Annotated in this window: 15 protein-coding genes; 12 read left to right on the top strand and 3 right to left on the bottom strand. The window is 70.6% G+C overall.

Annotation, left to right across the window (positions count from 1 at the left end; all coding sequences use genetic code 11):
- Window positions 1-170: 170 nt before the first annotated feature.
- Window positions 171-1,523, bottom strand: a complete 1,353-nt coding sequence (locus tag OG440_RS13660; protein ID WP_406007119.1) for a polysialyltransferase family glycosyltransferase — start codon at window positions 1,521-1,523, stop codon at window positions 171-173.
- Entirely contained in the window at window positions 1,523-2,533 is a 1,011-nt protein-coding gene (locus tag OG440_RS13655; protein WP_406007118.1) for a glycosyltransferase family 2 protein, read from the bottom strand. Before OG440_RS13655 ends, OG440_RS13660 begins: the two co-directional genes overlap by 1 nt.
- A gap of 198 nt (window positions 2,534-2,731) precedes the next feature.
- Between OG440_RS13655 and OG440_RS13650 the strand changes: the two genes are divergently transcribed.
- Genes OG440_RS13650 through OG440_RS13635 form a run of 4 tightly spaced genes read left to right on the top strand, consistent with a single transcriptional unit; the run spans window position 2,732 to window position 7,550 of the window.
- Entirely contained in the window at window positions 2,732-4,087 is a 1,356-nt protein-coding gene (locus OG440_RS13650; protein ID WP_406007117.1) for a DUF6716 putative glycosyltransferase, read from the top strand.
- A gap of 20 nt (window positions 4,088-4,107) precedes the next feature.
- Window positions 4,108-5,439, top strand: coding sequence for a cytidylyltransferase domain-containing protein (locus tag OG440_RS13645; protein WP_406007116.1), 1,332 nt, complete (start codon window positions 4,108-4,110; stop codon window positions 5,437-5,439).
- Window positions 5,440-5,452: 13 nt separating this feature from the next.
- The gene (locus OG440_RS13640; RefSeq protein ID WP_406007115.1) at window positions 5,453-6,391 is read left to right on the top strand and encodes an N-acetylneuraminate synthase family protein; all 939 of its coding nucleotides are present in this window, start codon (window positions 5,453-5,455) and stop codon (window positions 6,389-6,391) included.
- 43 nt (window positions 6,392-6,434) lie between these two features.
- Entirely contained in the window at window positions 6,435-7,550 is a 1,116-nt protein-coding gene (locus OG440_RS13635) for a hypothetical protein (protein WP_406007114.1), read from the top strand.
- Between the two features lie 21 nt (window positions 7,551-7,571).
- Here the strand turns inward: OG440_RS13635 and OG440_RS13630 are convergent, their stop codons facing one another.
- Window positions 7,572-7,823 (bottom strand): hypothetical protein, encoded by a 252-nt coding sequence (locus OG440_RS13630; RefSeq protein WP_406007113.1) that lies wholly within the window; start codon window positions 7,821-7,823, stop codon window positions 7,572-7,574.
- Between the two features lie 313 nt (window positions 7,824-8,136).
- Between OG440_RS13630 and OG440_RS13625 the strand changes: the two genes are divergently transcribed.
- The 8 genes from OG440_RS13625 (at window position 8,137) to OG440_RS13590 (ending at window position 18,187) form a co-directional block, all read left to right on the top strand.
- On the top strand, window positions 8,137-9,429 hold the full coding sequence (locus tag OG440_RS13625) for an amidohydrolase (RefSeq protein ID WP_406011348.1): 1,293 nt from the start codon (window positions 8,137-8,139) through the stop codon (window positions 9,427-9,429).
- Between the two features lie 297 nt (window positions 9,430-9,726).
- Entirely contained in the window at window positions 9,727-10,788 is a 1,062-nt protein-coding gene (locus OG440_RS13620; protein ID WP_406007112.1) for a BMP family protein, read from the top strand.
- A gap of 232 nt (window positions 10,789-11,020) precedes the next feature.
- Complete coding sequence (locus OG440_RS13615; RefSeq protein ID WP_406007111.1) at window positions 11,021-12,073, top strand: BMP family protein; 1,053 nt, start codon at window positions 11,021-11,023, stop codon at window positions 12,071-12,073.
- 235 nt (window positions 12,074-12,308) lie between these two features.
- The gene (locus tag OG440_RS13610) at window positions 12,309-13,997 is read left to right on the top strand and encodes an ABC transporter ATP-binding protein (RefSeq protein ID WP_406011347.1); all 1,689 of its coding nucleotides are present in this window, start codon (window positions 12,309-12,311) and stop codon (window positions 13,995-13,997) included.
- Window positions 13,994-15,112, top strand: coding sequence for an ABC transporter permease (locus OG440_RS13605; RefSeq protein ID WP_406007110.1), 1,119 nt, complete (start codon window positions 13,994-13,996; stop codon window positions 15,110-15,112). Before OG440_RS13610 ends, OG440_RS13605 begins: the two co-directional genes overlap by 4 nt.
- On the top strand, window positions 15,112-16,374 hold the full coding sequence (locus tag OG440_RS13600) for an ABC transporter permease (RefSeq protein WP_406007109.1): 1,263 nt from the start codon (window positions 15,112-15,114) through the stop codon (window positions 16,372-16,374). Before OG440_RS13605 ends, OG440_RS13600 begins: the two co-directional genes overlap by 1 nt.
- On the top strand, window positions 16,371-16,787 hold the full coding sequence (locus tag OG440_RS13595) for a cytidine deaminase (protein ID WP_406007108.1): 417 nt from the start codon (window positions 16,371-16,373) through the stop codon (window positions 16,785-16,787). The genes OG440_RS13600 and OG440_RS13595 overlap by 4 nt, the downstream gene beginning before the upstream one ends.
- 116 nt (window positions 16,788-16,903) lie before the next feature.
- Complete coding sequence (locus tag OG440_RS13590; RefSeq protein ID WP_406011346.1) at window positions 16,904-18,187, top strand: thymidine phosphorylase; 1,284 nt, start codon at window positions 16,904-16,906, stop codon at window positions 18,185-18,187.
- The last annotated feature ends 14 nt before the right edge of the window (window positions 18,188-18,201 follow it).

Genomic DNA, 18,201 nt, shown 5'->3' with positions numbered 1-18,201 from the left:
TGACGGTCGAGGCCGTCCTCGCGACGACGGAACGCTATGTATCTCCGACAAGTCGGGGATGAGTGACGGCTGACCCACCGGCGGCGCACGAGTGACGATCGGATGAACGGCCGTCCAGGTATGTGGTGTCTGCGATCGGCGGGTGACCGCCGCTACCGCCGCTACCGCCGCTACCGCTTGCCGGTCACCCGCTTCAGGGCCCGCGCCCGGCGCGCCAGGCGGCGTACGGTCGCGTTGCGCGGGATGAAGGCGAGTCGGCCCGGGACGGCGCCGGGCAGGGCCAGCGCCGCCAGGCGTCGGCGCTTGAAGTAGCGCAAGGTGTGGGGGTCGAGGTGTGTGGAGAGGTAGCGTTCCGCGTCCCCGAGCAGTCCCGGGTAGATCCTGGGCTGCATCGCGAAGCCGACGGCCTTGAGGAGCGCGGCCAGTTCGTCCACCCGCTCCGGCGACGGCATCGCCCACGCCTCCACCGCCGGCCCGTCCGCCAGGTCCGGCAGCAGCGCGTCCACGAGAGTGAGCGGCACCCGGTTGCTGTTCTGGTACGGCGCCAGCCCGGCCAGCACGGTGTCGGTGCCGACCCGGGCGACCGGGAGACCGTACAGACCGGCGGCGGTGAGCAGCGCGGTGGAGAAGCAGCCGACGACGAGCGCGGGCCGCAGCCGCTGGTAGGCCACCTCCGCTAGGACGGGCCGGTCGAGGAGGGAGAGTTCGGCGCCCAGCCTCCTCGCCTCGTCCTCCAGCAGCCGGGACCGGCGGGCGGGTGCCACGGGGTGCGGCTTGAAGACGAGCTCGCGGTGCCCGAGCGCCACGGCGCCGCGCACCATGTCCAGATGCAGTCGCTCCTCGTCGGCGTCGTCGATGATGCCGAGCGCCGAGAGGTACTGCCCCAGCAGCAACGCCGGCCGCCCCTCGGGAGCCGGCGACCCGTTCTCGTCCTCGGCGAGTTCGCCCAGCACCTTCAGGAACGCCTCGGACGGCACCAGGACCGGCGGTACGCCGAACTCGGTGAGCAGCAAGGGGGTGAGGCCCGGCACCAGGTCGAGGTGGAGCAGCCGGTCGACCCGGGTGCCGACCAGCGGGTCGATCTTGTCGCGCGTGGGGCCGTAGCTCATCAGGCCGTCGGCGTAGGCGTCGACGGGAGCGCCGGTGAACACCTGGCACAGTGCCAGCGCCGGATTCACCTGGATCGACTCCACGGCCAGGTGGACCTCGTCGTCCCCGAGCTCCCACAGCAGCCGTACGTACCGTTCCCACATCGGGATGTCGTCCCCGCGGGGGCCCCAGCCGCCGGGGTGGAAGGGGGCGATGGTCTCGTTCCAGGACAGCACCTCGTCGAAGCGCTCACGGATCCGGCCGAAGCCCGGCATGGTGTCGACGGACGGTGTGGTCTCCGGGTTGACCGCGTTGTTGGTGACGAGCAGCAGCCGGCGGTCGGTCGGTTCGAAGAGCCCCGCGTCGAGGGCCGCGGCCAGGGTCGCGGCGCCGTACAGGGTGGAGACGCAGAAGATCCGGGTGGTGCGAGGCATCAGACGGCCACCGTCCGGTCCGCCACCGTCCGGTCCGCGCCCGTCCGGTCCGCGCCCGGCCGGCGCCGTACCCGCCGCAGCGCGCTCGCCCGCTGTACGTCCATCGAGTCCATGACCTCCGCGAGCACGTCCTGCGGCATGCGCTTCAGGGCGGCGGCGCACAGGGAACGCAGTTTCCGTGCCACGTCGGGTTCGAACCTCTCGATCGAGCCGAGGTGATGGGTCATGACCGCGCAGTAGGTGCGCACCGCCTTGGGCAGCAGCTTCGCGCTCTCGGCGTCCCGCGCCGTCTCCTCGATCACCTGGTCGAAGGCGCGGACGAAGTCCAGTTGCCGTACGTCGCCGATCTGGGTGAGGGAAGTGGCCACCCCGCGCCGGTAGTGGACGCCCAGCAGCCCCACCACGGCGAAACTGTCCGCCTCCCGGTGCAGCTTCCAGATCCAGGGCCGGTCCTCGGCCGTCCGCAGCCCGTCGGTGAAGTGCAGCAGTCCGCGGTCGACGAGGCGGCGGTGGTAGATGCCGGCCCAGGCGTACGCGTAGTCCACCGAGGTGGACCGGTCGGCGGGCAGGATCGCTTCCCGCGGGTTCATCACCGTCCGGCGCCGTCCGTGCGGCACGCGGTGAATGCTCCGGGCCCGCCCGGTGCACTGCACGTGGTCCGTGCGGACGAAGTCGCAGCCCAGCTCCTCGATGGAGGCGAGCAGTTGCGGGAAATACCCGGGCGCCAGCCAGTCGTCGCCGTCCAGGAAAGTCAGATAATCGCCACGCGCTGTGTCGATTCCGGTGTTTCTCGCGGTGGCCAGCCCCCCGTTCCTTTCGTGTCCGACCACCACCGCGCCCGGCAGATCCCGCTCCGCGCGCGCGAGGATCTCCGAGGTCGCGTCGGTCGAACAGTCGTCGACCAGAATGAACTCGAAGTCGTCGCGCGCGTTCGCACGCAGGCTCGTCAGGGTGTCGGGTGCGTATTGCCGGACGTTGTAGAACGGCACGATCACGGAAAGCTTGGGCACCCGAGAAACCCTAGAAGGGACCCCGGCGGCACAACTTGCCGATGTGGATACGGGGGGTGAACTCGATGTGTCGGAATGGTGCACCGCCCAAGCTTTCGAGTGAATGCCGGGCCAGTTGGGCGTTCGGTGGTCCGCTGTTAACTCTTTGTTGAGGGGTGATTGGGCAAAGCCAGGTTTTTGCTTTCTAGCGTCTTGGCCGTGCCATCAAGTACTGCCAACCCCCCGCGGATCGCCGTCCTCGCGGACTCCGACACCCGATGGAAATGGGGTGCGCTGACCGCGACGCGGATCGCGCCCTCCAGGGAAGCCGGATCCGGAAGCGGGACGCATGCCGCCCCCGTCCTGGACGGATTCCTGCTGCGCGGCCGGGCCACCCCCACCCCCCGCCAGCTGGCGGAGGTCGGCGTGCACGCCGATTCGCTGACCGAGGTCACCGCGCCCGAGTTCCTGCGCGCCATGACCCGGACGCCGTACGACGTCCTCGTCCTCGCCCTGGTCGGCGGTGGCGTCCAGGCGATCCTGCACGGCCTGAAGCGGATCTGGGAGGGGCGCGCCGAACGGCCCGTCGTCGTCACCGGCTATGTCGGCGTCGTCTACGAGAAGCTCGCCGACGGCCTGCTGCTGCGGCACGGCGCCGACCTCGTCCTCGCCAACTCCCGTCAGGACGCGGAGCGTTTCCGCGCCGTGTACGAAGGAGTGGGCGCCGACGCCTCGTCGGTGACCGAAGTGGCCCTGCCGTTCCTGGGCGGTGACCCGTACACGGGAGAACACGACCCCTACACCGTCGTGTTCGCCGCGCAGCCCTCCGTACCGGAGAACCGCAGGGACCGCGCCTACCTGCTCGACCGGCTGGTGCGGCACGCGCGTCTGCACCCCGAGCGGGAGGTGCTGCTGAAGCTCCGCTCCAAGCCGGGCGAACACACCACCCACATCGAGGAGCTGCCGTACCAGAAGCTGGTGCAGAGGCTCGACCCGCCGCCCAACCTCCGTCTGGTGTACGGGAACATGGGCGAGGTCCTCGACCGCACCGACCTCATGGTCACGGTCAGTTCGACGGCCGCCCTGGAGTCCCTGCACCGCAGGGTCCCCACGGTCGTCCTCACCGACCTCGGGGTGCGCGAGGCGCTCGGCAACCACCACTTCGTCGGCTCCGGCTGCCTCGCCTCCTGGGACCAGCTCGACGCCGGGCACCGGCCCGTCCCCGACGAGGAGTGGGTGGCCCGCCAGGGCGTCGCCGCAGGGGGTCCCCCCTCCGGGACAGGCTCGTACGCGACGGCCTTCGACGCGGCACGCGAGCGGATCGCCGGCCTGCTCGACGCGGGCGGCCTGCCGCCCCTCACCCCGTACTACACGCCCGTCACCGCGCCCGGCTATCTGCCCGGCATCCTCGCCCGCCACCACCTCGGCCCCGACGGCGGTCCGCTGCCCGGTGCGCCGGCCGCCGACAGGGAGCCGGGACCGGTCCGGCAGATCGTGCGCCGGGCGGCGCGCGGCGCCTACCGGCACGGCGTGCAGCGGGTGGCCCCGGTCATCCGCCGGATGGGGGAGCTGTGACCCGTCAAGGAGACAAACCCATGTCCGACTCACCAGCCGGGATGCGCCGTGTGCTCGCGGTGATCCCCGCGCGCGGCGGCTCCAAAGGCGTGCCCGCGAAGAACCTCGCGCCGGTCGGCGGCGTGCCGCTCGTCACCCGCGCGGTGCACGAGTGCCGGGCGACCCGCCTCGTGACGGACGTCGTCGTCTCCACCGACGACCACGCCATCGCGGCGGCGGCGCGGGAGGCGGGCGCGGAGGTCGTGCTGCGGCCCGCCGCCCTCGCCGGCGACACCGCGACCTCCGAGGCGGCCGTCCTGCACGCCCTGGACGCCCACGAGGCACTGCACGGCTCCCCGGTCGACGCCGTCCTGCTCGTGCAGTGCACCAGCCCCTTCCTCGTCCGCGACGACATCGACGGGGTCGCGGCGGCCGTCGTCGAGCGGGGCGCCGACACCGCGGTCACGGTGGCCCCGTTCCATGGCTTCGTCTGGCGCGACGCGGGAGATGCGGGCACCACGGACAGCGCCGTGGGCAGCGACGACGCCGACGGGACCGCCGGCACCGGCAACGCGGCCGGCAACGCCGACGGCGAAGCGGCCGGGGGCACCGGCCGGCGCCCCGGCCCGGCCGGTGGCTTCGGCGTCAACCACGACAAGGCCTTCCGCCCCCGCCGCCAGGACCGGCCCCAGGACCTCCTGGAGACCGGCGCCGCCTACGCCATGGAGACCCACGGCTTCCGCGAGCACGGCCACCGCTTCTTCGGCCGCACGGAACTCGTCCGCACCGACCCCGCCCGGGTCCTGGAGATCGACGACCCGCACGACCTGGCCCGGGCCAGGGCGCTCGCGCCCCTCTTCGACGCGGACCGGCCCGGGTCCCTCCCGACGGCCGCCGACATCGACGCGGTCGTCCTCGACTTCGACGGCACCCAGACCGACGACCGGGTGCTGATCGACTCCGACGGACGGGAGTTCGTCTCCGTGCACCGCGGCGACGGCCTCGGCATCGCCGCCCTGCGCCGGTCCGGCCTGCGGATGCTGATCCTGTCGACCGAACAGAACCCGGTCGTCGCCGCCCGGGCCCGGAAGCTCAGGCTCCCGGTCCTGCACGGCATCGACCGCAAGGACCTCGCGCTCAAGCAGTGGTGCGAGGAACAGGGCATCGCGCCGGAGCGCGTGCTCTACGTCGGCAACGACGTCAACGACCTCCCCTGCTTCGCCCTCGTGGGCTGGCCGGTGGCGGTCGCGAGCGCCCACGACGTCGTACGCGGCGCCGCACGCGCGGTCACCACCCTCCCCGGTGGCGACGGCGCGATCCGGGAGATCGCCGGCTGGATCCTCGGACCCTCTCTCGACACCCCCACCACGTAAGGACATCCCCGCCATGAGCACCAACTCCCGTCTGCGCTCCTTCGGTTCCCGCGAGGTCGGTCCCGGCAGGCCCGTCTACATCTGCGGCGAGATCGGCATCAACCACAACGGCGAGCTGGACAACGCCTTCAAGCTGATCGACGTGGCCGCCGAGGCCGGCTGCGACGCCGTGAAGTTCCAGAAGCGCACCCCCGAGATCTGCACCCCGCGCGACCAGTGGGACATCGAGCGCGACACCCCCTGGGGCCGGATGACCTACATCGACTACCGCCACCGCGTCGAGTTCGGCGAGGACGAGTACCGCCGGATCGACGAGTACTGCAAGGAGCGGGGCATCGCCTGGTTCGCGTCCCCGTGGGACACCGAGGCGGTCGCCTTCCTGGAGAAGTTCGACGTCCCCGCGCACAAGGTGGCGTCCGCCTCGCTGACCGACGACGAGCTGCTGCGCGCCCTGCGCTCCACCCACCGCGCGGTCATCCTCTCCACCGGCATGTCGACGCCGAAGCAGATCCGCCACGCCGTCGAGGTCCTCGGCAGCGACAACATCCTGATGTGCCACGCCACCTCGACCTACCCGGCGAAGGCCGGGGAGCTCAACCTCCGCGTCATCAACACGCTGGAGAAGGAGTTCCCGAACGTCCCGATCGGCTACTCCGGCCACGAGACCGGCCTGCAGACCACCCTCGCCGCGGTCGCCCTCGGCGCCACCTTCGTCGAGCGGCACATCACCCTCGACCGCGCGATGTGGGGCTCCGACCAGGCCGCCTCCGTCGAGCCGGGCGGCCTCACCCGCCTGGTCCGCGACATCCGCACCATCGAGGCCTCCCTCGGCGACGGCGTCAAGAAGGTCTACGACTCCGAGCTCGGCCCGATGAAGAAGCTGCGCCGCGTGCCGGGCGTCGTCACGGAGGCGGAGATCGCGGCGGCGGCGGGCGAACCCGTCGCGGTGTGACCTGAACACCCCTTCGAGTGCCTTACGGGATGGTCGTCCGACGATGAGTCCTCGCGCCGGGAAGAACACCGGCCACACCCCCCACACCCTCGCCTTCGTCGAGAGTCCGGTGCAGCTCCTGAACGTCCTGGAGTGGGCGCACACCCGGGATCTCACCCGGGATCCCGCCCGGGAGCTCTCTCCGCGGGAGGAGCCCGGCGCGGGGCTGACCCTCGTCGTCCTGTCCCCGACCGACCCGATGACCCGCGGCCAGCTGCGCCGCATGGCCGAGCTGGCCCGCCGGGAAGGGCACACGGTCCGCTGGGAGGAGGCCCGCGGCGGCACCACGGCGCCCTTCCACACGATCGGCGGTCTCACCCCGCTGCTGCGGCGGGCGGAACGGATGGTGATGGGCGACCCGTTCTCCCGTTACGTCCAGCTGCTGCTGACCATCACCAGGGCGAGCGAGCTGGTCGTGGTGGACGACGGGACGGCGACGATGGAGTTCGTGGGCCAGCTGGCCCGCGGTGAACGCCTCGTCCGCTGGCACCGCAAGGGCGGCCGACGGGGCCCCCGCGACCTGCTCTTCGCCCCGGTGTCCGGCGCGGCCCGCCGCCGGCTGACCCCCGGCACGGACCGCGAGGTCGAGATCTTCTCCTCCATGCCCATGAAGGACGCCCCCGACGGGGTCACGATCACGTCCAACGTCTTCGCCTGGACCCGCGAGCGCTTCGGCCCGCCCCGCGTGACGAAGAGCGCGGACATGGTCGGCACCTCGCTGGTGGAGACGGGCGTGGTGGACGCCGACCGCTATCTGGCGGCGGTCCGGACGCTGGCCGAGGCGCACGGCGCGACCCGCTACTTCGCCCATCGCCGGGAGAGCACGGAGAAACTCCACCGGCTGGCCGTCGAGACGGGACTGGAGGTGGTCCGCCCGGACCTTCCGCTGGAACTGATCGCCCGCCGGGGCCCCATCGGCCGGACCGTCCTCAGCTTCCCGTCCACGGTCGTCCACACCCTGCCGCTGGCCCTGTCCGGCACCGACGTCCGGGTCGCGGTCTGCGACATCGACCCGGCCTGGCTGACGGAACACGCCTCGCCCCGGGCCCAGGGCTTCCTCTCCGGGGTGACGGGCATGGCGAAGGACGTCCACCGGCTGGCAGCGGTGAGCGCGGTCTGAGAAAAGCCGGGACCAGGGTGACTACGAGCCGCCGCCCCGTGGGGGAGGCGGCTCCGCCGTCTCCTCCTCCCAACGGCCGAACCCGTCGAAGAAGCTTTCCTCCCGCTCCGCGCGCCCGCGGCCCCGCCACCAGGTGACCGCCCACAGCGCACCCCCGAGCACGCAGGCCGTGAGAGCCATCACCGCCAGCCCGGTCAGCGTCAGCGCCAGCACGCCCCTCGCCAGGACCCCGGGTATCCGATCCTCGCCGCACCCGCACGTCATCGTCTCCATGGGGGCACCCTGCCCGGTCGGTCCCGCGTCGTCGCCCAGCGTGGCGCAACCGCTGCGCGGAGGTGATGATTCCGGGATCGGTCCGGGTTCGGTCCCGGTACGTGGACAAACCCGGCGTGTCTCGAGCGGTCCGTGGTATCCGTGGAAGGAAGGAAGAAGTGTGGGTGCCGACCGCGAAACCGGCGAGTTTACCCATCCACCACAGCAGCCATGCGCCGCGCGGCCAACTTTTCTTCGCCTAACGGGTTGAACTTTTGTTGATCGGGTCAGTTGACCGCCCCGGCGTCCTACCCTTCAGAGGGTGAAGCAACTGATGTCCCGAGAGTCCGAGGCCGATCCGTCAGGGGAAGACGTGCTCCCCGGTGCACTTCCGGGTGCGCTGCCCGAAGCCCTTCCCGGTGTCTTGCCGGAGGCGCTGCGCGCAGAGCTCGTGGCCTTCCGCCGCGACATGCACATGCACCCCGAGCTGGGCAACCAGGAGTTCCGTACGACGGCCGCGATCAAGGCCCGCCTCGAGAAGGCGGGCCTCCAGCCGCGCGTACTCGCCGTGGGGACCGGTCTCATCTGTGACATCGGAACCGTGGGCGGAGGGGGCGCGGCGGGTGCCGCGGCCGACGGCGTCCCCGTCCTGGCGATGCGCGCCGACATCGACGCGCTGCCCATCCCGGACACGAAGAGCGAGTGCGCGTACCGCTCGACGGTGCCGGACCGCGCGCACGCCTGCGGGCACGACGTGCACACCACCGTCGTCCTGGGCGCCGGACTCGTCCTCGCGGAGCTGCACCGGCAGGGCCGGCTCCCGCGTCCCGTGCGGCTGATCTTCCAGCCCGCCGAGGAGGTGCTGCCCGGCGGTGCCGCCGACGCCATCGAGGACGGGGCGCTGGACGGGGTCGGGCGGATCATCGCCGTGCACTGCGACCCGCGGGTCGACGCGGGCAAGGTCGGGCTGCGCGAGGGTGCCATCACCTCCGCCTGCGACCGGCTGGAGATCTCGCTGGACGGGCCCGGCGGCCACACCGCCCGGCCGCACCTGACCACGGACCTGGTGACCGCCGTCGCCCGGGTCGTGACCGACGTGCCCGCGCTGGTCGGCCGCCGGGTCGACACCCGGGCCGGGCTGGCCGTCACCTGGGGCCGGATCGAGAGCGGGCACGCGCCGAACGTGATCCCGCAGCACGCCGAGCTCTCCGGGACCGTCCGCTGCCTGGACATCGAGGCGTGGCGGCAGGCCCCGGACATCGTCGTCGCGGCGATCGACGAGGTCGCCAACCTGCACCGGGCCAAGTCGGAGATCAACTACGTGCGGGGTGTCCCGCCGGTCGTCAACGACGGAGACGTCGCCGGGCTGCTGCGGGACGCCATGGTCGTCCGGCGCGGCGAGAGCGCCGTGGAGGGCACGGAACAGAGCCTCGGCGGCGAGGACTTCTCCTGGTACCTGGAGAGGGTGCCCGGCGCGATGGCCCGGCTCGGGGTTCGTCCGCCCGGCGAGCGCACCGTGCGCGATCTGCACCAGGGCGACTTCGACGCGGACGAGTCGGCGATCACCGTCGGCGTGGAGCTCTTCACGGCGGCCGCGCTGCTGGACGCGGCGACCCGCGGCCACTGAGGACCGGCCGGGAAGCCCCGGCCAGGGCGTTCGGACGAAGGGGTGCCGGAATGGCGCCCCTTCGTCCTCTTGTGTCACCCACCCGTAACCCGGGGGACGCGGTTGTAACCCGGGGTCGGCACGAATCGATAACGGCCCGGAGAAACCCCGTTCCCCTCCGCTTCTACGCGCGTTACTGTGCGCCGGAATCGCCATCGGGAAAGGCTTGTCGGGGAGCCCCTCCAGGACGGCGCCACCAAGGGGAAAGCGGGCCGGTCACGGCGCCGTGGGGATGAAGGGGTGCTTGCTATGCGTCAGATGTCTCGGAAAACGAGATTCTCCCGGGCCGCGGTGACCGTCGCGGTCGTCGCGCTCGCCGCCGCCGGCTGCGGCAAGTCCAGCACCGACTCCAAGGCCAGTGACACGGAGTCCGGCACGTACTCGGGCAAGGGCATCGGCCTCGCCTACGACATCGGCGGCAAGGGCGACCAGTCGTTCAACGACGCCGCCTACGCCGGTTTCCAGAAGGCCGAGAAGGAATTCAAGATCGGCGGCCAGGACATCGAGCCGCAGGACGGCGAGTCCGACGCGGACAAGGTGCAGCGGCTGACCCAGCTCGCGCAGGCCGGTTACAACCCGGTGATCGGCGTCGGCTTCGTCTACGCGCCGGCCGTCAAGGAGGTCGCCGCCAAGTTCCCGAAGATCACCTTCGGCATCATCGACGACGAGCAGGTGCAGGCCAAGAACGTCGCCGACCTGGTCTTCCACGAGGAGCAGGCCTCGTACCTGGCCGGTGTCGCCGCCGCCAAGGCCTCCAAGAAGGCGCACATCGGGTTCATCGGCGGTGTGGACATCCCGCTGATCCACAAGTTCGAGGCCGGTTACGTCCAGGGCGCCAAGTCGGTCAACCCCAACATCAAGATCGAGTCGCAGTACCTGACCGAGACCGCCCAGGAGGGCGGCTTCTCCAGCCCCGACAAGGGCAAGGACGCGGCGAGCGGCCAGATCGAGGCGGGCGTCGACGTCGTCTACCACGCGGCCGGTCTCTCCGGTCAGGGCGTGATCACCGAGGCCGCGGCCAAGAAGATCTGGGCCATCGGCGTCGACTCCGACCAGTACAGCCAGAGCGCGCTGGCGGCGTACAAGGACTACATCCTCGGCTCGGCGCTGAAGAACGTCGGCGGCGCCGTCTACGATCTCGTGAAGTCCGTCCACGCGGGCAAGCCGCTGTCCGGTGTGGTCCGCGGCAGCCTTTCCAACGACGGTGTCGGATTCGCCGACACCAACCCGAAGTACAAGGCGATGACGGACGTCGTCGCCGCCGTCGACAAGGCCAAGCAGGACATCATCGACGGCAAGATCACGGTAAACACGAAGTAACGGTCCGAAACCCTTTCGGCCGGGCCCCGGCTACGCCCTTCCGGGCGTCCTTGCAGCCCATACGCCCCTTGCCTCCCGCAAGGGGCGTACTGCTGTCCGTAACCTGGACCGCGACTGCGGCCACAGCTCGGTAACGGACCGGACAGAAGGGTTTTTCCGTCAGGTCTACGCGCGTTACGCTGCGGCGGAACCAGCGCCTGGTTTGGGCGCTTGCACAAAGGAGTCAAGTTCCATGCGCCGGGTGTCCCGAATCGCGGTTGCGGGTGTTGCCACCGCAGCTCTCGCCGTGACCGTTTCCGCTTGCGGAAGCTCCTCCACGTCGTCCTCCTCCTCCAGCAGCAGTGACAAGAACCTGGGCCTCGCGCTCGCGTACGACGTCGGCGGCAAGGGCGACCAGTCCTTCAACGACGCCGCCACGGCCGGCCTGGACAAGGCCGACAAGGAGTTCGGCTACAAGTCCACCGCGGTCGAGCCGCAGGACGGCGAGTCCGACGCGGACAAGGTGCAGCGCCTGGAAAGCCTTGCCAAGCAGGGCTACAACCCGGTGATCGGCGTCGGCTTCGCCTACGCGCCGGCCGTCAAGGAGGTCGCGGCCAAGTACCCGAAGACCACCTTCGGCATCGTCGACGACGAGCAGATCAAGGCCGACAACGTCGCCGACCTCGTCTTCCACGAGGAGCAGGCGTCCTACCTCGCCGGCGTCGCCGCCGCCAAGGCCACCAAGACCAACACCGTCGGCTTCATCGGCGGCGTGGACGTCCCCCTGATCCACAAGTTCGAGGCCGGCTTCAAGCAGGGCGTCCAGGACACCAAGAAGGGCGTCGCGGTCAAGTCGCAGTACCTGACCGAGACCGCCGCCGAGGGTGGCTTCTCCAGCCCCGACAAGGGCGAGAGCGCCGCCGAGGGCCAGATCGACGCCGGTGCGGACGTCGTCTACGCCGCCGCCGGCCTGTCCGGTCAGGGTGTCATCAAGGCCGCCAACGCCCACAAGATCTGGGCCATCGGCGTCGACTCCGACCAGTACAAGCAGGACGCGCTGAAGGCCTACAAGGCCTCGATCCTCACCTCGGCCATGAAGAACGTCGAGGGCGCGGTCTACACGCTGGCCAAGTCCGTCAAGGACGGCAAGCCGGAGACCGGTGTGGTCCGCGGCAGCCTCGAGAACGGCGGCGTGAGCGTGTCGGACTCGAACCCGACCTTCGCGAGCAACACCGAGATCCAGGACGCGATCAAGAAGGCCGAAGCGGGCATCAAGGACGGCAGCATCACGGTGAAGACCTCCTGACCTTCTGTCAGAGGCCTTGGCCAAAGAAGCGCTGTAATGGCAGCGTTACGGCCACGGAACCGGGCGCGGGAAGGATGTCCTCCCCGCGCCCCGTTCGCGCGGCAGAATGCTCGGAACGGATCGAGACCTGATCGGAATCCCTACCAGGATCGATCAAGATCGAACTGATCCGGGCACTATTTAAAGCAGGGGCGCTACGCGCGTAGAGCGGCCCCTTTCCCAAGGAGAGTGCGCCATCGACGCGTCCAGCAGCCCTCCGCTCACCGCACAGTCGACGATCGCGGTAGAGCTGGCGGGGATCACCAAGCGCTTCCCCGGTGTCGTCGCCAACCACGACATCCACCTCGCCGTCCGCAAAGGCACCGTGCACGCCCTCGTCGGCGAGAACGGCGCCGGCAAGTCGACGCTGATGAAGATCCTCTACGGCATGCAGAAGCCGGACGAGGGCACCATCGCGGTCGACGGCGCGCAGGTGACCTTCTCCAGCCCCGCCGACGCCATCGCCCGCGGCATCGGCATGGTCCACCAGCACTTCATGCTGGCCGACAACCTGACCGTCCTGGAGAACGTGGTGCTGGGCAGCGAGAAGCTGTACGGCATCGGCGGCAACGCCCGGAGGAAGATCAAGGAGATCTCCGACCGCTACGGGCTCGGCGTGCGCCCCGACGCCCTGGTCGAGGACCTCGGTGTCGCCGACCGGCAGCGCGTGGAGATCCTCAAGGTCCTCTTCCGCGGCGCCAAGACCCTCATCCTCGACGAGCCGACCGCCGTGCTCGTCCCGCAGGAGGTCGACGCACTCTTCGACAACCTGCGCGAGCTGAAGTCCGAGGGCCTGTCCGTCATCTTCATCTCCCACAAGCTGGGTGAGGTGCTGTCCGTCGCCGACGAGATCACCGTCGTCCGGCGCGGAACCACCGTCGGCACGGCCGTCCCCGCCGAGACGACCCCGCGCCAGCTCGCCGAGATGATGGTCGGCAGCGAGCTGCCCACCCCGGAGACCGCCGAGTCCACGGTCACCGACCAGCCCGTCATCCAGGTCGCGAACCTCACCGTGTACGCCAGCGGCGGCGCCTCCCTCGGCGTCGAGGCCGAGCCCACGGCCGGCGGCGTCAGCGGCATGATCTCGCCCGAGGTCGCTCTCGGCGGCGAGGTCAAGAAGGCCCTCGACGACGTCAGCTTCACCATCCACGCCGGTGAGGTCATGGGCATCGCCGGCGTCGAGGGCAACGGCCAGACCGAGCTGATCGACGCGCTGATCGGCACCAAGAACGCCGACTCCGGCACCATCGCCTTCCTCGGCGAGGACATCACCCCCTGGAACACCCGCAGGCGGCGCGAGTCCGGCGTCGGCTACATCCCCGAGGACCGCCACCGTCAGGGCCTGCTCCTGGAAGCGCCCCTGTGGGAGAACCGCATCCTCGGCCATGTCACCGAGGCGCCCAACGCCAAGGGCTTCTGGCTGAACATCAAGGGCGCCCAGGCCGACACCCGCCGGATCGTCGAGGAGTTCGACGTCCGCACCCCCGGCATCGACGTCACCGCCGCCTCGCTCTCCGGCGGCAACCAGCAGAAGCTGATCGTCGGCCGCGAGATGAGCCACAACCCGAAGTTCCTGATCGCCGCCCACCCCACCCGGGGTGTGGACGTCGGCGCCCAGGCCCAGATCTGGGACCGCATCCGCGAGGCCCGCCGCGAGGGCCTGGCCGTGCTGCTGATCTCCGCCGACCTCGACGAGCTGATCGGCCTGTCGGACACCCTGCGCGTGATCTACAACGGCACGCTGGTCGCGGACGCCGACCCCGCCACCATCACCCCGGAGGAGCTCGGCTCCGCCATGACCGGCGCCGCGTCCGGTCACCTGGAACACGTCGACGACGCGGAAACCACCGAGGAAGCTGCCGGTCCGGAGGACGAGGCCCGATGAAGAAGTTCGACAAGGAGCGCGTGCTCCTCGCGGTGGCCGGCCCGGTCATCGCGCTCGTCGCGGCGATCCTGCTGACCTCGGTCGTGCTGATCGCCTCGGGCAAGAGCCCGATCGAGCCGTACACGCTCATGCTGGAACAGGCGAGCTATTCGGACGTCCAGGTCCTGATCGTCAACCAGGCCTCCATGTACTACGTCGCCGCCCTCGCGGTCGCCATCGGCTTCCGCATGAACCTGTTCAACATCGGCGTCGACGGCCAGTACCGCCTCGCCGCGATGATGACCGCCGTGGTCGGCGCGAACATCGCCCTGCCGTCCTTCCTCCAGATCCCGGTGCTGCTCCTGGTCGGCGTCCTCACCGGCGCCTTCTGGGCCGGCATCGCGGGTGTCCTGAAGGTCACCCGCGGGGTCAGCGAGGTCGTCGCGACGATCATGCTGAACGCGATCGCCACCAGCGTCATCGGCTACCTCACCCTCGACAACATCTGGGGCGTGCAGGTCGGCAACAACAACACCACCGGCATCATGAAGGACTCCGGCTGGGTGCCCGGCATCGACCTCGGCGCCGACGTCGGCGAGATCTACGGCCTGGTCTTCCTCGCCATCGCCCTCGGCATCGTCTACTGGATCGTCCTCAACCGCACCCGCTTCGGCTTCGACCTGCGCGCCACCGGCGAGTCCGAGACCGCCGCCGCGGCCTCCGGCGTCGACGCCAAGAAGATGGTCCTCACCGCCATGCTCATCTCCGGCGGCATCGCGGGCCTCTCCGGCCTGCCCCTGCTGCTGGGTGACGCCCACACCTACAGCCTGAGCTTCCCCACGGGCCTCGGCTTCACCGGCATCACCATCGCCCTGCTCGGCCGCAACAACCCGGTCGGCATCGCCTTCGCCGCGCTCCTGATCGCCTTCCTCGACAAGGCCTCTCCCGCCCTCGACTACGCGACCCCGGTGGCGTACGAGAAGGAGATCGCCACGATCATGCAGGGCCTCATCGTCTTCGCGGTCGTCATCTCGTACGAGGCCGTCCGCCAGTGGGGTCTGCGCCGTCAGCAGAAGCGCGTCGGCGCCGAGCTCGCCGCCGCCGCCCAGAACACCAAGAAGGAGGTGACGGTCTGATGAGCACCACGACCATCGCCAAGCCGCAGGCGAAGCAGCCCGGCAAGGGCGGCCGCAAACTCTCGCTCCCGGTCCTCCTGCTGATCATCGCGGGCGTCCTGGTGCTGACCTCGGTCGTCCGCCTCATCACCGGCGCGGACGGCATCACCTCCACCGGCCAGATGTCCACGGCGCTGCGCCTCGCCGTGCCGATCGGCCTCGCCGGTCTCGGCGGTCTGTGGGCGGAGCGCGCGGGCGTCGTCAACATCGGCCTCGAGGGCATGATGATCCTCGGCACCTGGTTCGGCGCCTGGGCCGGCTACCAGTGGGGCCCGTGGACCGGCGTCGTCTTCGGCATCCTCGGCGGCGCGATCGGCGCCGTGCTGCACGCCATCGCGACCGTCACCTTCAACGTGAACCACATCGTCTCCGGTGTGGCCATCAACATCCTGGCCCTCGGCACCACCCGCTATCTGTCGAAGTTCACCTTCGAGGGGGTCCAGGGCGGCTCCTCCAAGCAGTCCCCGCCGATCGACTCGCTGGGCACCTTCGACGTACCCGGCCTGTCGGGCTGGCTGGACACGCTCAACGAGAAGCACTGGTTCCTGATCTCGGACATCGCCGGCCTGGTCGGCGGTCTGATCACCGACCTGTCGCCGCTCACCGTCATCGCCGTCGCCCTCGTGCCGGCCACCTGGTGGGTGCTGTGGCGGACCGCCTTCGGCCTGCGGCTGCGGTCCTGCGGCGAGAACCCGATCGCCGCCGAGTCCCTCGGCGTCAACGTCTACAAGTACAAGTACATCGCCGTGATCATCAGCGGTGGCTTCGCCGGCCTCGGCGGCGCGTTCCTGTCCATCGTGGCCTCGAACGTCTACCTCGACGGCCAGACCGCGGGCCGCGGCTACATCGGCCTCGCCGCGATGATCTTCGGCAACTGGATGCCGGGCGGCCTCGCCCTCGGCGCCGGCCTGTTCGGCTACACCGACAGCCTCAACCTGCGCGGCGGCACCACCAACGTGCACGCGCTGATCCTGCTCCTGGCGATCGTCCTGGTGTTCGGCGCCGCCTACCTGGCGTGGCGCAAGAAGTACGTCCCGGCCGTCGTCACCGCGCTGGTCTCGGCCCTGATGTTCGTCTGGTACCTCGGCACGGACGAGGTTCCGCGCCAGGTCGTGACGGCCGCGCCGTACGTCGTCACCCTGCTGGTGCTCTCGCTCTCCGCCCAGTCCCTCAGGATGCCCAAGGCGGACGGCATGCCGTACCGGAAGGGGCAGGGCAAGTGACCCCGCCCGCCGCCGGATCCGCCGACACGGTCGACTGGGAGAAGCTGCGTACGGTGGCCCGGGACGCCATGTCCCGGGCGTACGCCCCCTACTCCGGCTACCCGGTCGGCGTGGCGGCTCTCGTCGACGACGGCCGGATCGTGTCGGGCTGCAACGTCGAGAACGCCTCCTACGGGCTCGGCCTGTGTGCCGAGTGCGGGCTGGTCTCGGAGCTGCAGAACACCGGAGGCGGCCGGCTCACGCACTTCACCTGCGTGGACGGCAGGGGCGAGATCCTCGTCCCCTGCGGCCGCTGCCGTCAGCTGCTCTACGAGTTCGGCGGCCCGGAACTGGTGCTGGAGACGCCGGCCGGGATCATGCCGCTCGCGCGGATGCTCCCGCAGGCCTTCGGCCCGGGCCACCTCACCAAGTAAGTCCCGCGCGGCCCCTCTGACCGGCGCAGAGGGGCCGCGCGGTTTCTGGAAACGTCTTGCCGCACCACCGTGCACCCGCACTACGGTGCACCACCGGAAGGAAAGCCATGACGCAGTTGTCGATGGATGCGGTCTCCGTCATCCGCACCAAGCGGGACCGCGGTGAGCTCAGCGACGAGCAGATCGACTGGGTCATCGACGCGTACACCGGCGGCGAGGTCGCCGACTACCAGATGGCCGCCCTCAACATGGCCATCCTGCTCAACGGCATGAACCGTCGCGAGATCGCCCGCTGGACGGCAGCGATGATCGCTTCCGGCGAGCGCATGGACTTCTCGGCGCTGTCCCGCCCGACGGCCGACAAGCACTCCACGGGCGGCGTCGGCGACAAGATCACGCTTCCGCTGGCCCCGCTGGTGGCGGCCTGCGGCGCGGCCGTCCCCCAGCTCTCCGGCCGGGGCCTCGGTCACACCGGCGGCACCCTGGACAAGCTGGAGTCGATCCCGGGCTGGCGCGCGTTGCTGTCGAACGAGGAGATGCTGCACGTCCTCGACACGACCGGCGCGGTGATCTGCGCGGCGGGCGACGGCCTGGCCCCGGCCGACAAGAAGCTGTACGCGCTGCGGGACGTCACCGGCACGGTGGAGGCCATCCCGCTGATCGCCTCGTCGATCATGTCGAAGAAGATCGCGGAGGGCACCGGCTCGCTGGTCCTCGACGTGAAGGTCGGCACCGGCGCCTTCATGAAGACCATCGAGGACGCGCGCGAGCTGGCCTCGACCATGGTGGGTCTGGGCACCGACCACGGCGTGCGGACGGTCGCGCTGCTGACCGACATGTCCACGCCCCTCGGTCTCACGGCCGGCAACGCCCTCGAGGTCCGCGAGTCCGTCGAGGTGCTGGCCGGCGGCGGCCCTGCGGACGTCGTCGAACTGACGGTCGCGCTCGCCCGCGAGATGCTCGAAGCGGCCGGCGTGAAGGACGCGGACCCGGCGAAGGCCCTGGCCGACGGCTCGGCGATGGACGTCTGGCGCCGCATGATCGCGGCCCAGGGCGGCGACCCGGACGCCGCGCTTCCCACCGCGAAGGAACAGCACGTGGTGAAGGCCGGCGCCTCGGGCGTCCTGACCCGCCTCGACGCCTACGACATCGGTATCGCCGCCTGGCGCCTCGGCGCGGGCCGCGCCCGCAAGGAGGACCCGGTGCAGGCGGGCGCGGGCGTCGAACTGCACGCCAAGCCCGGCGACACGGTCACCGAGGGCCAGCCCCTGCTGACGCTGCACACGGACACCCCGGAGCGCTTCGAGTACGCGCTCCAGGCCGTGACGGGCTCGTACGACATCGGCGCGGCCGGCACCGGGTTCACCGCGTCCCCCGTCGTGCTGGAACGCATCGCCTGACCGGCTCGCGGCAC

This window comes from Streptomyces sp. NBC_00637 (assembly GCF_045161545.1).
GTDB lineage: Bacteria > Actinomycetota > Actinomycetes > Streptomycetales > Streptomycetaceae > Streptomyces.
Note: the sequence above shows the minus strand (reverse complement) of the source record. Positions and strands in the feature narration are given on the sequence as shown.

Excerpts from the sequence above, each read along its gene's own strand:
- OG440_RS13660 (WP_406007119.1), bottom strand. The coding sequence starts at position 1,523 with ATGCCTCGCACCACCCGGATCTTCTGCGTCTCCACCCTGTACGGCGCC.
- OG440_RS13645 (WP_406007116.1), top strand. The coding sequence starts at position 4,108 with ATGTCCGACTCACCAGCCGGGATGCGCCGTGTGCTCGCGGTGATCCCC.
- OG440_RS13640 (WP_406007115.1), top strand. The coding sequence starts at position 5,453 with ATGAGCACCAACTCCCGTCTGCGCTCCTTCGGTTCCCGCGAGGTCGGT.
- OG440_RS13635 (WP_406007114.1), top strand. The coding sequence starts at position 6,435 with ATGAGTCCTCGCGCCGGGAAGAACACCGGCCACACCCCCCACACCCTC.
- OG440_RS13630 (WP_406007113.1), bottom strand. The coding sequence starts at position 7,823 with ATGGAGACGATGACGTGCGGGTGCGGCGAGGATCGGATACCCGGGGTC.
- OG440_RS13625 (WP_406011348.1), top strand. The coding sequence starts at position 8,137 with ATGTCCCGAGAGTCCGAGGCCGATCCGTCAGGGGAAGACGTGCTCCCC.
- OG440_RS13620 (WP_406007112.1), top strand. The coding sequence starts at position 9,727 with ATGTCTCGGAAAACGAGATTCTCCCGGGCCGCGGTGACCGTCGCGGTC.
- OG440_RS13615 (WP_406007111.1), top strand. The coding sequence starts at position 11,021 with ATGCGCCGGGTGTCCCGAATCGCGGTTGCGGGTGTTGCCACCGCAGCT.
- OG440_RS13605 (WP_406007110.1), top strand. The coding sequence starts at position 13,994 with ATGAAGAAGTTCGACAAGGAGCGCGTGCTCCTCGCGGTGGCCGGCCCG.
- OG440_RS13600 (WP_406007109.1), top strand. The coding sequence starts at position 15,112 with ATGAGCACCACGACCATCGCCAAGCCGCAGGCGAAGCAGCCCGGCAAG.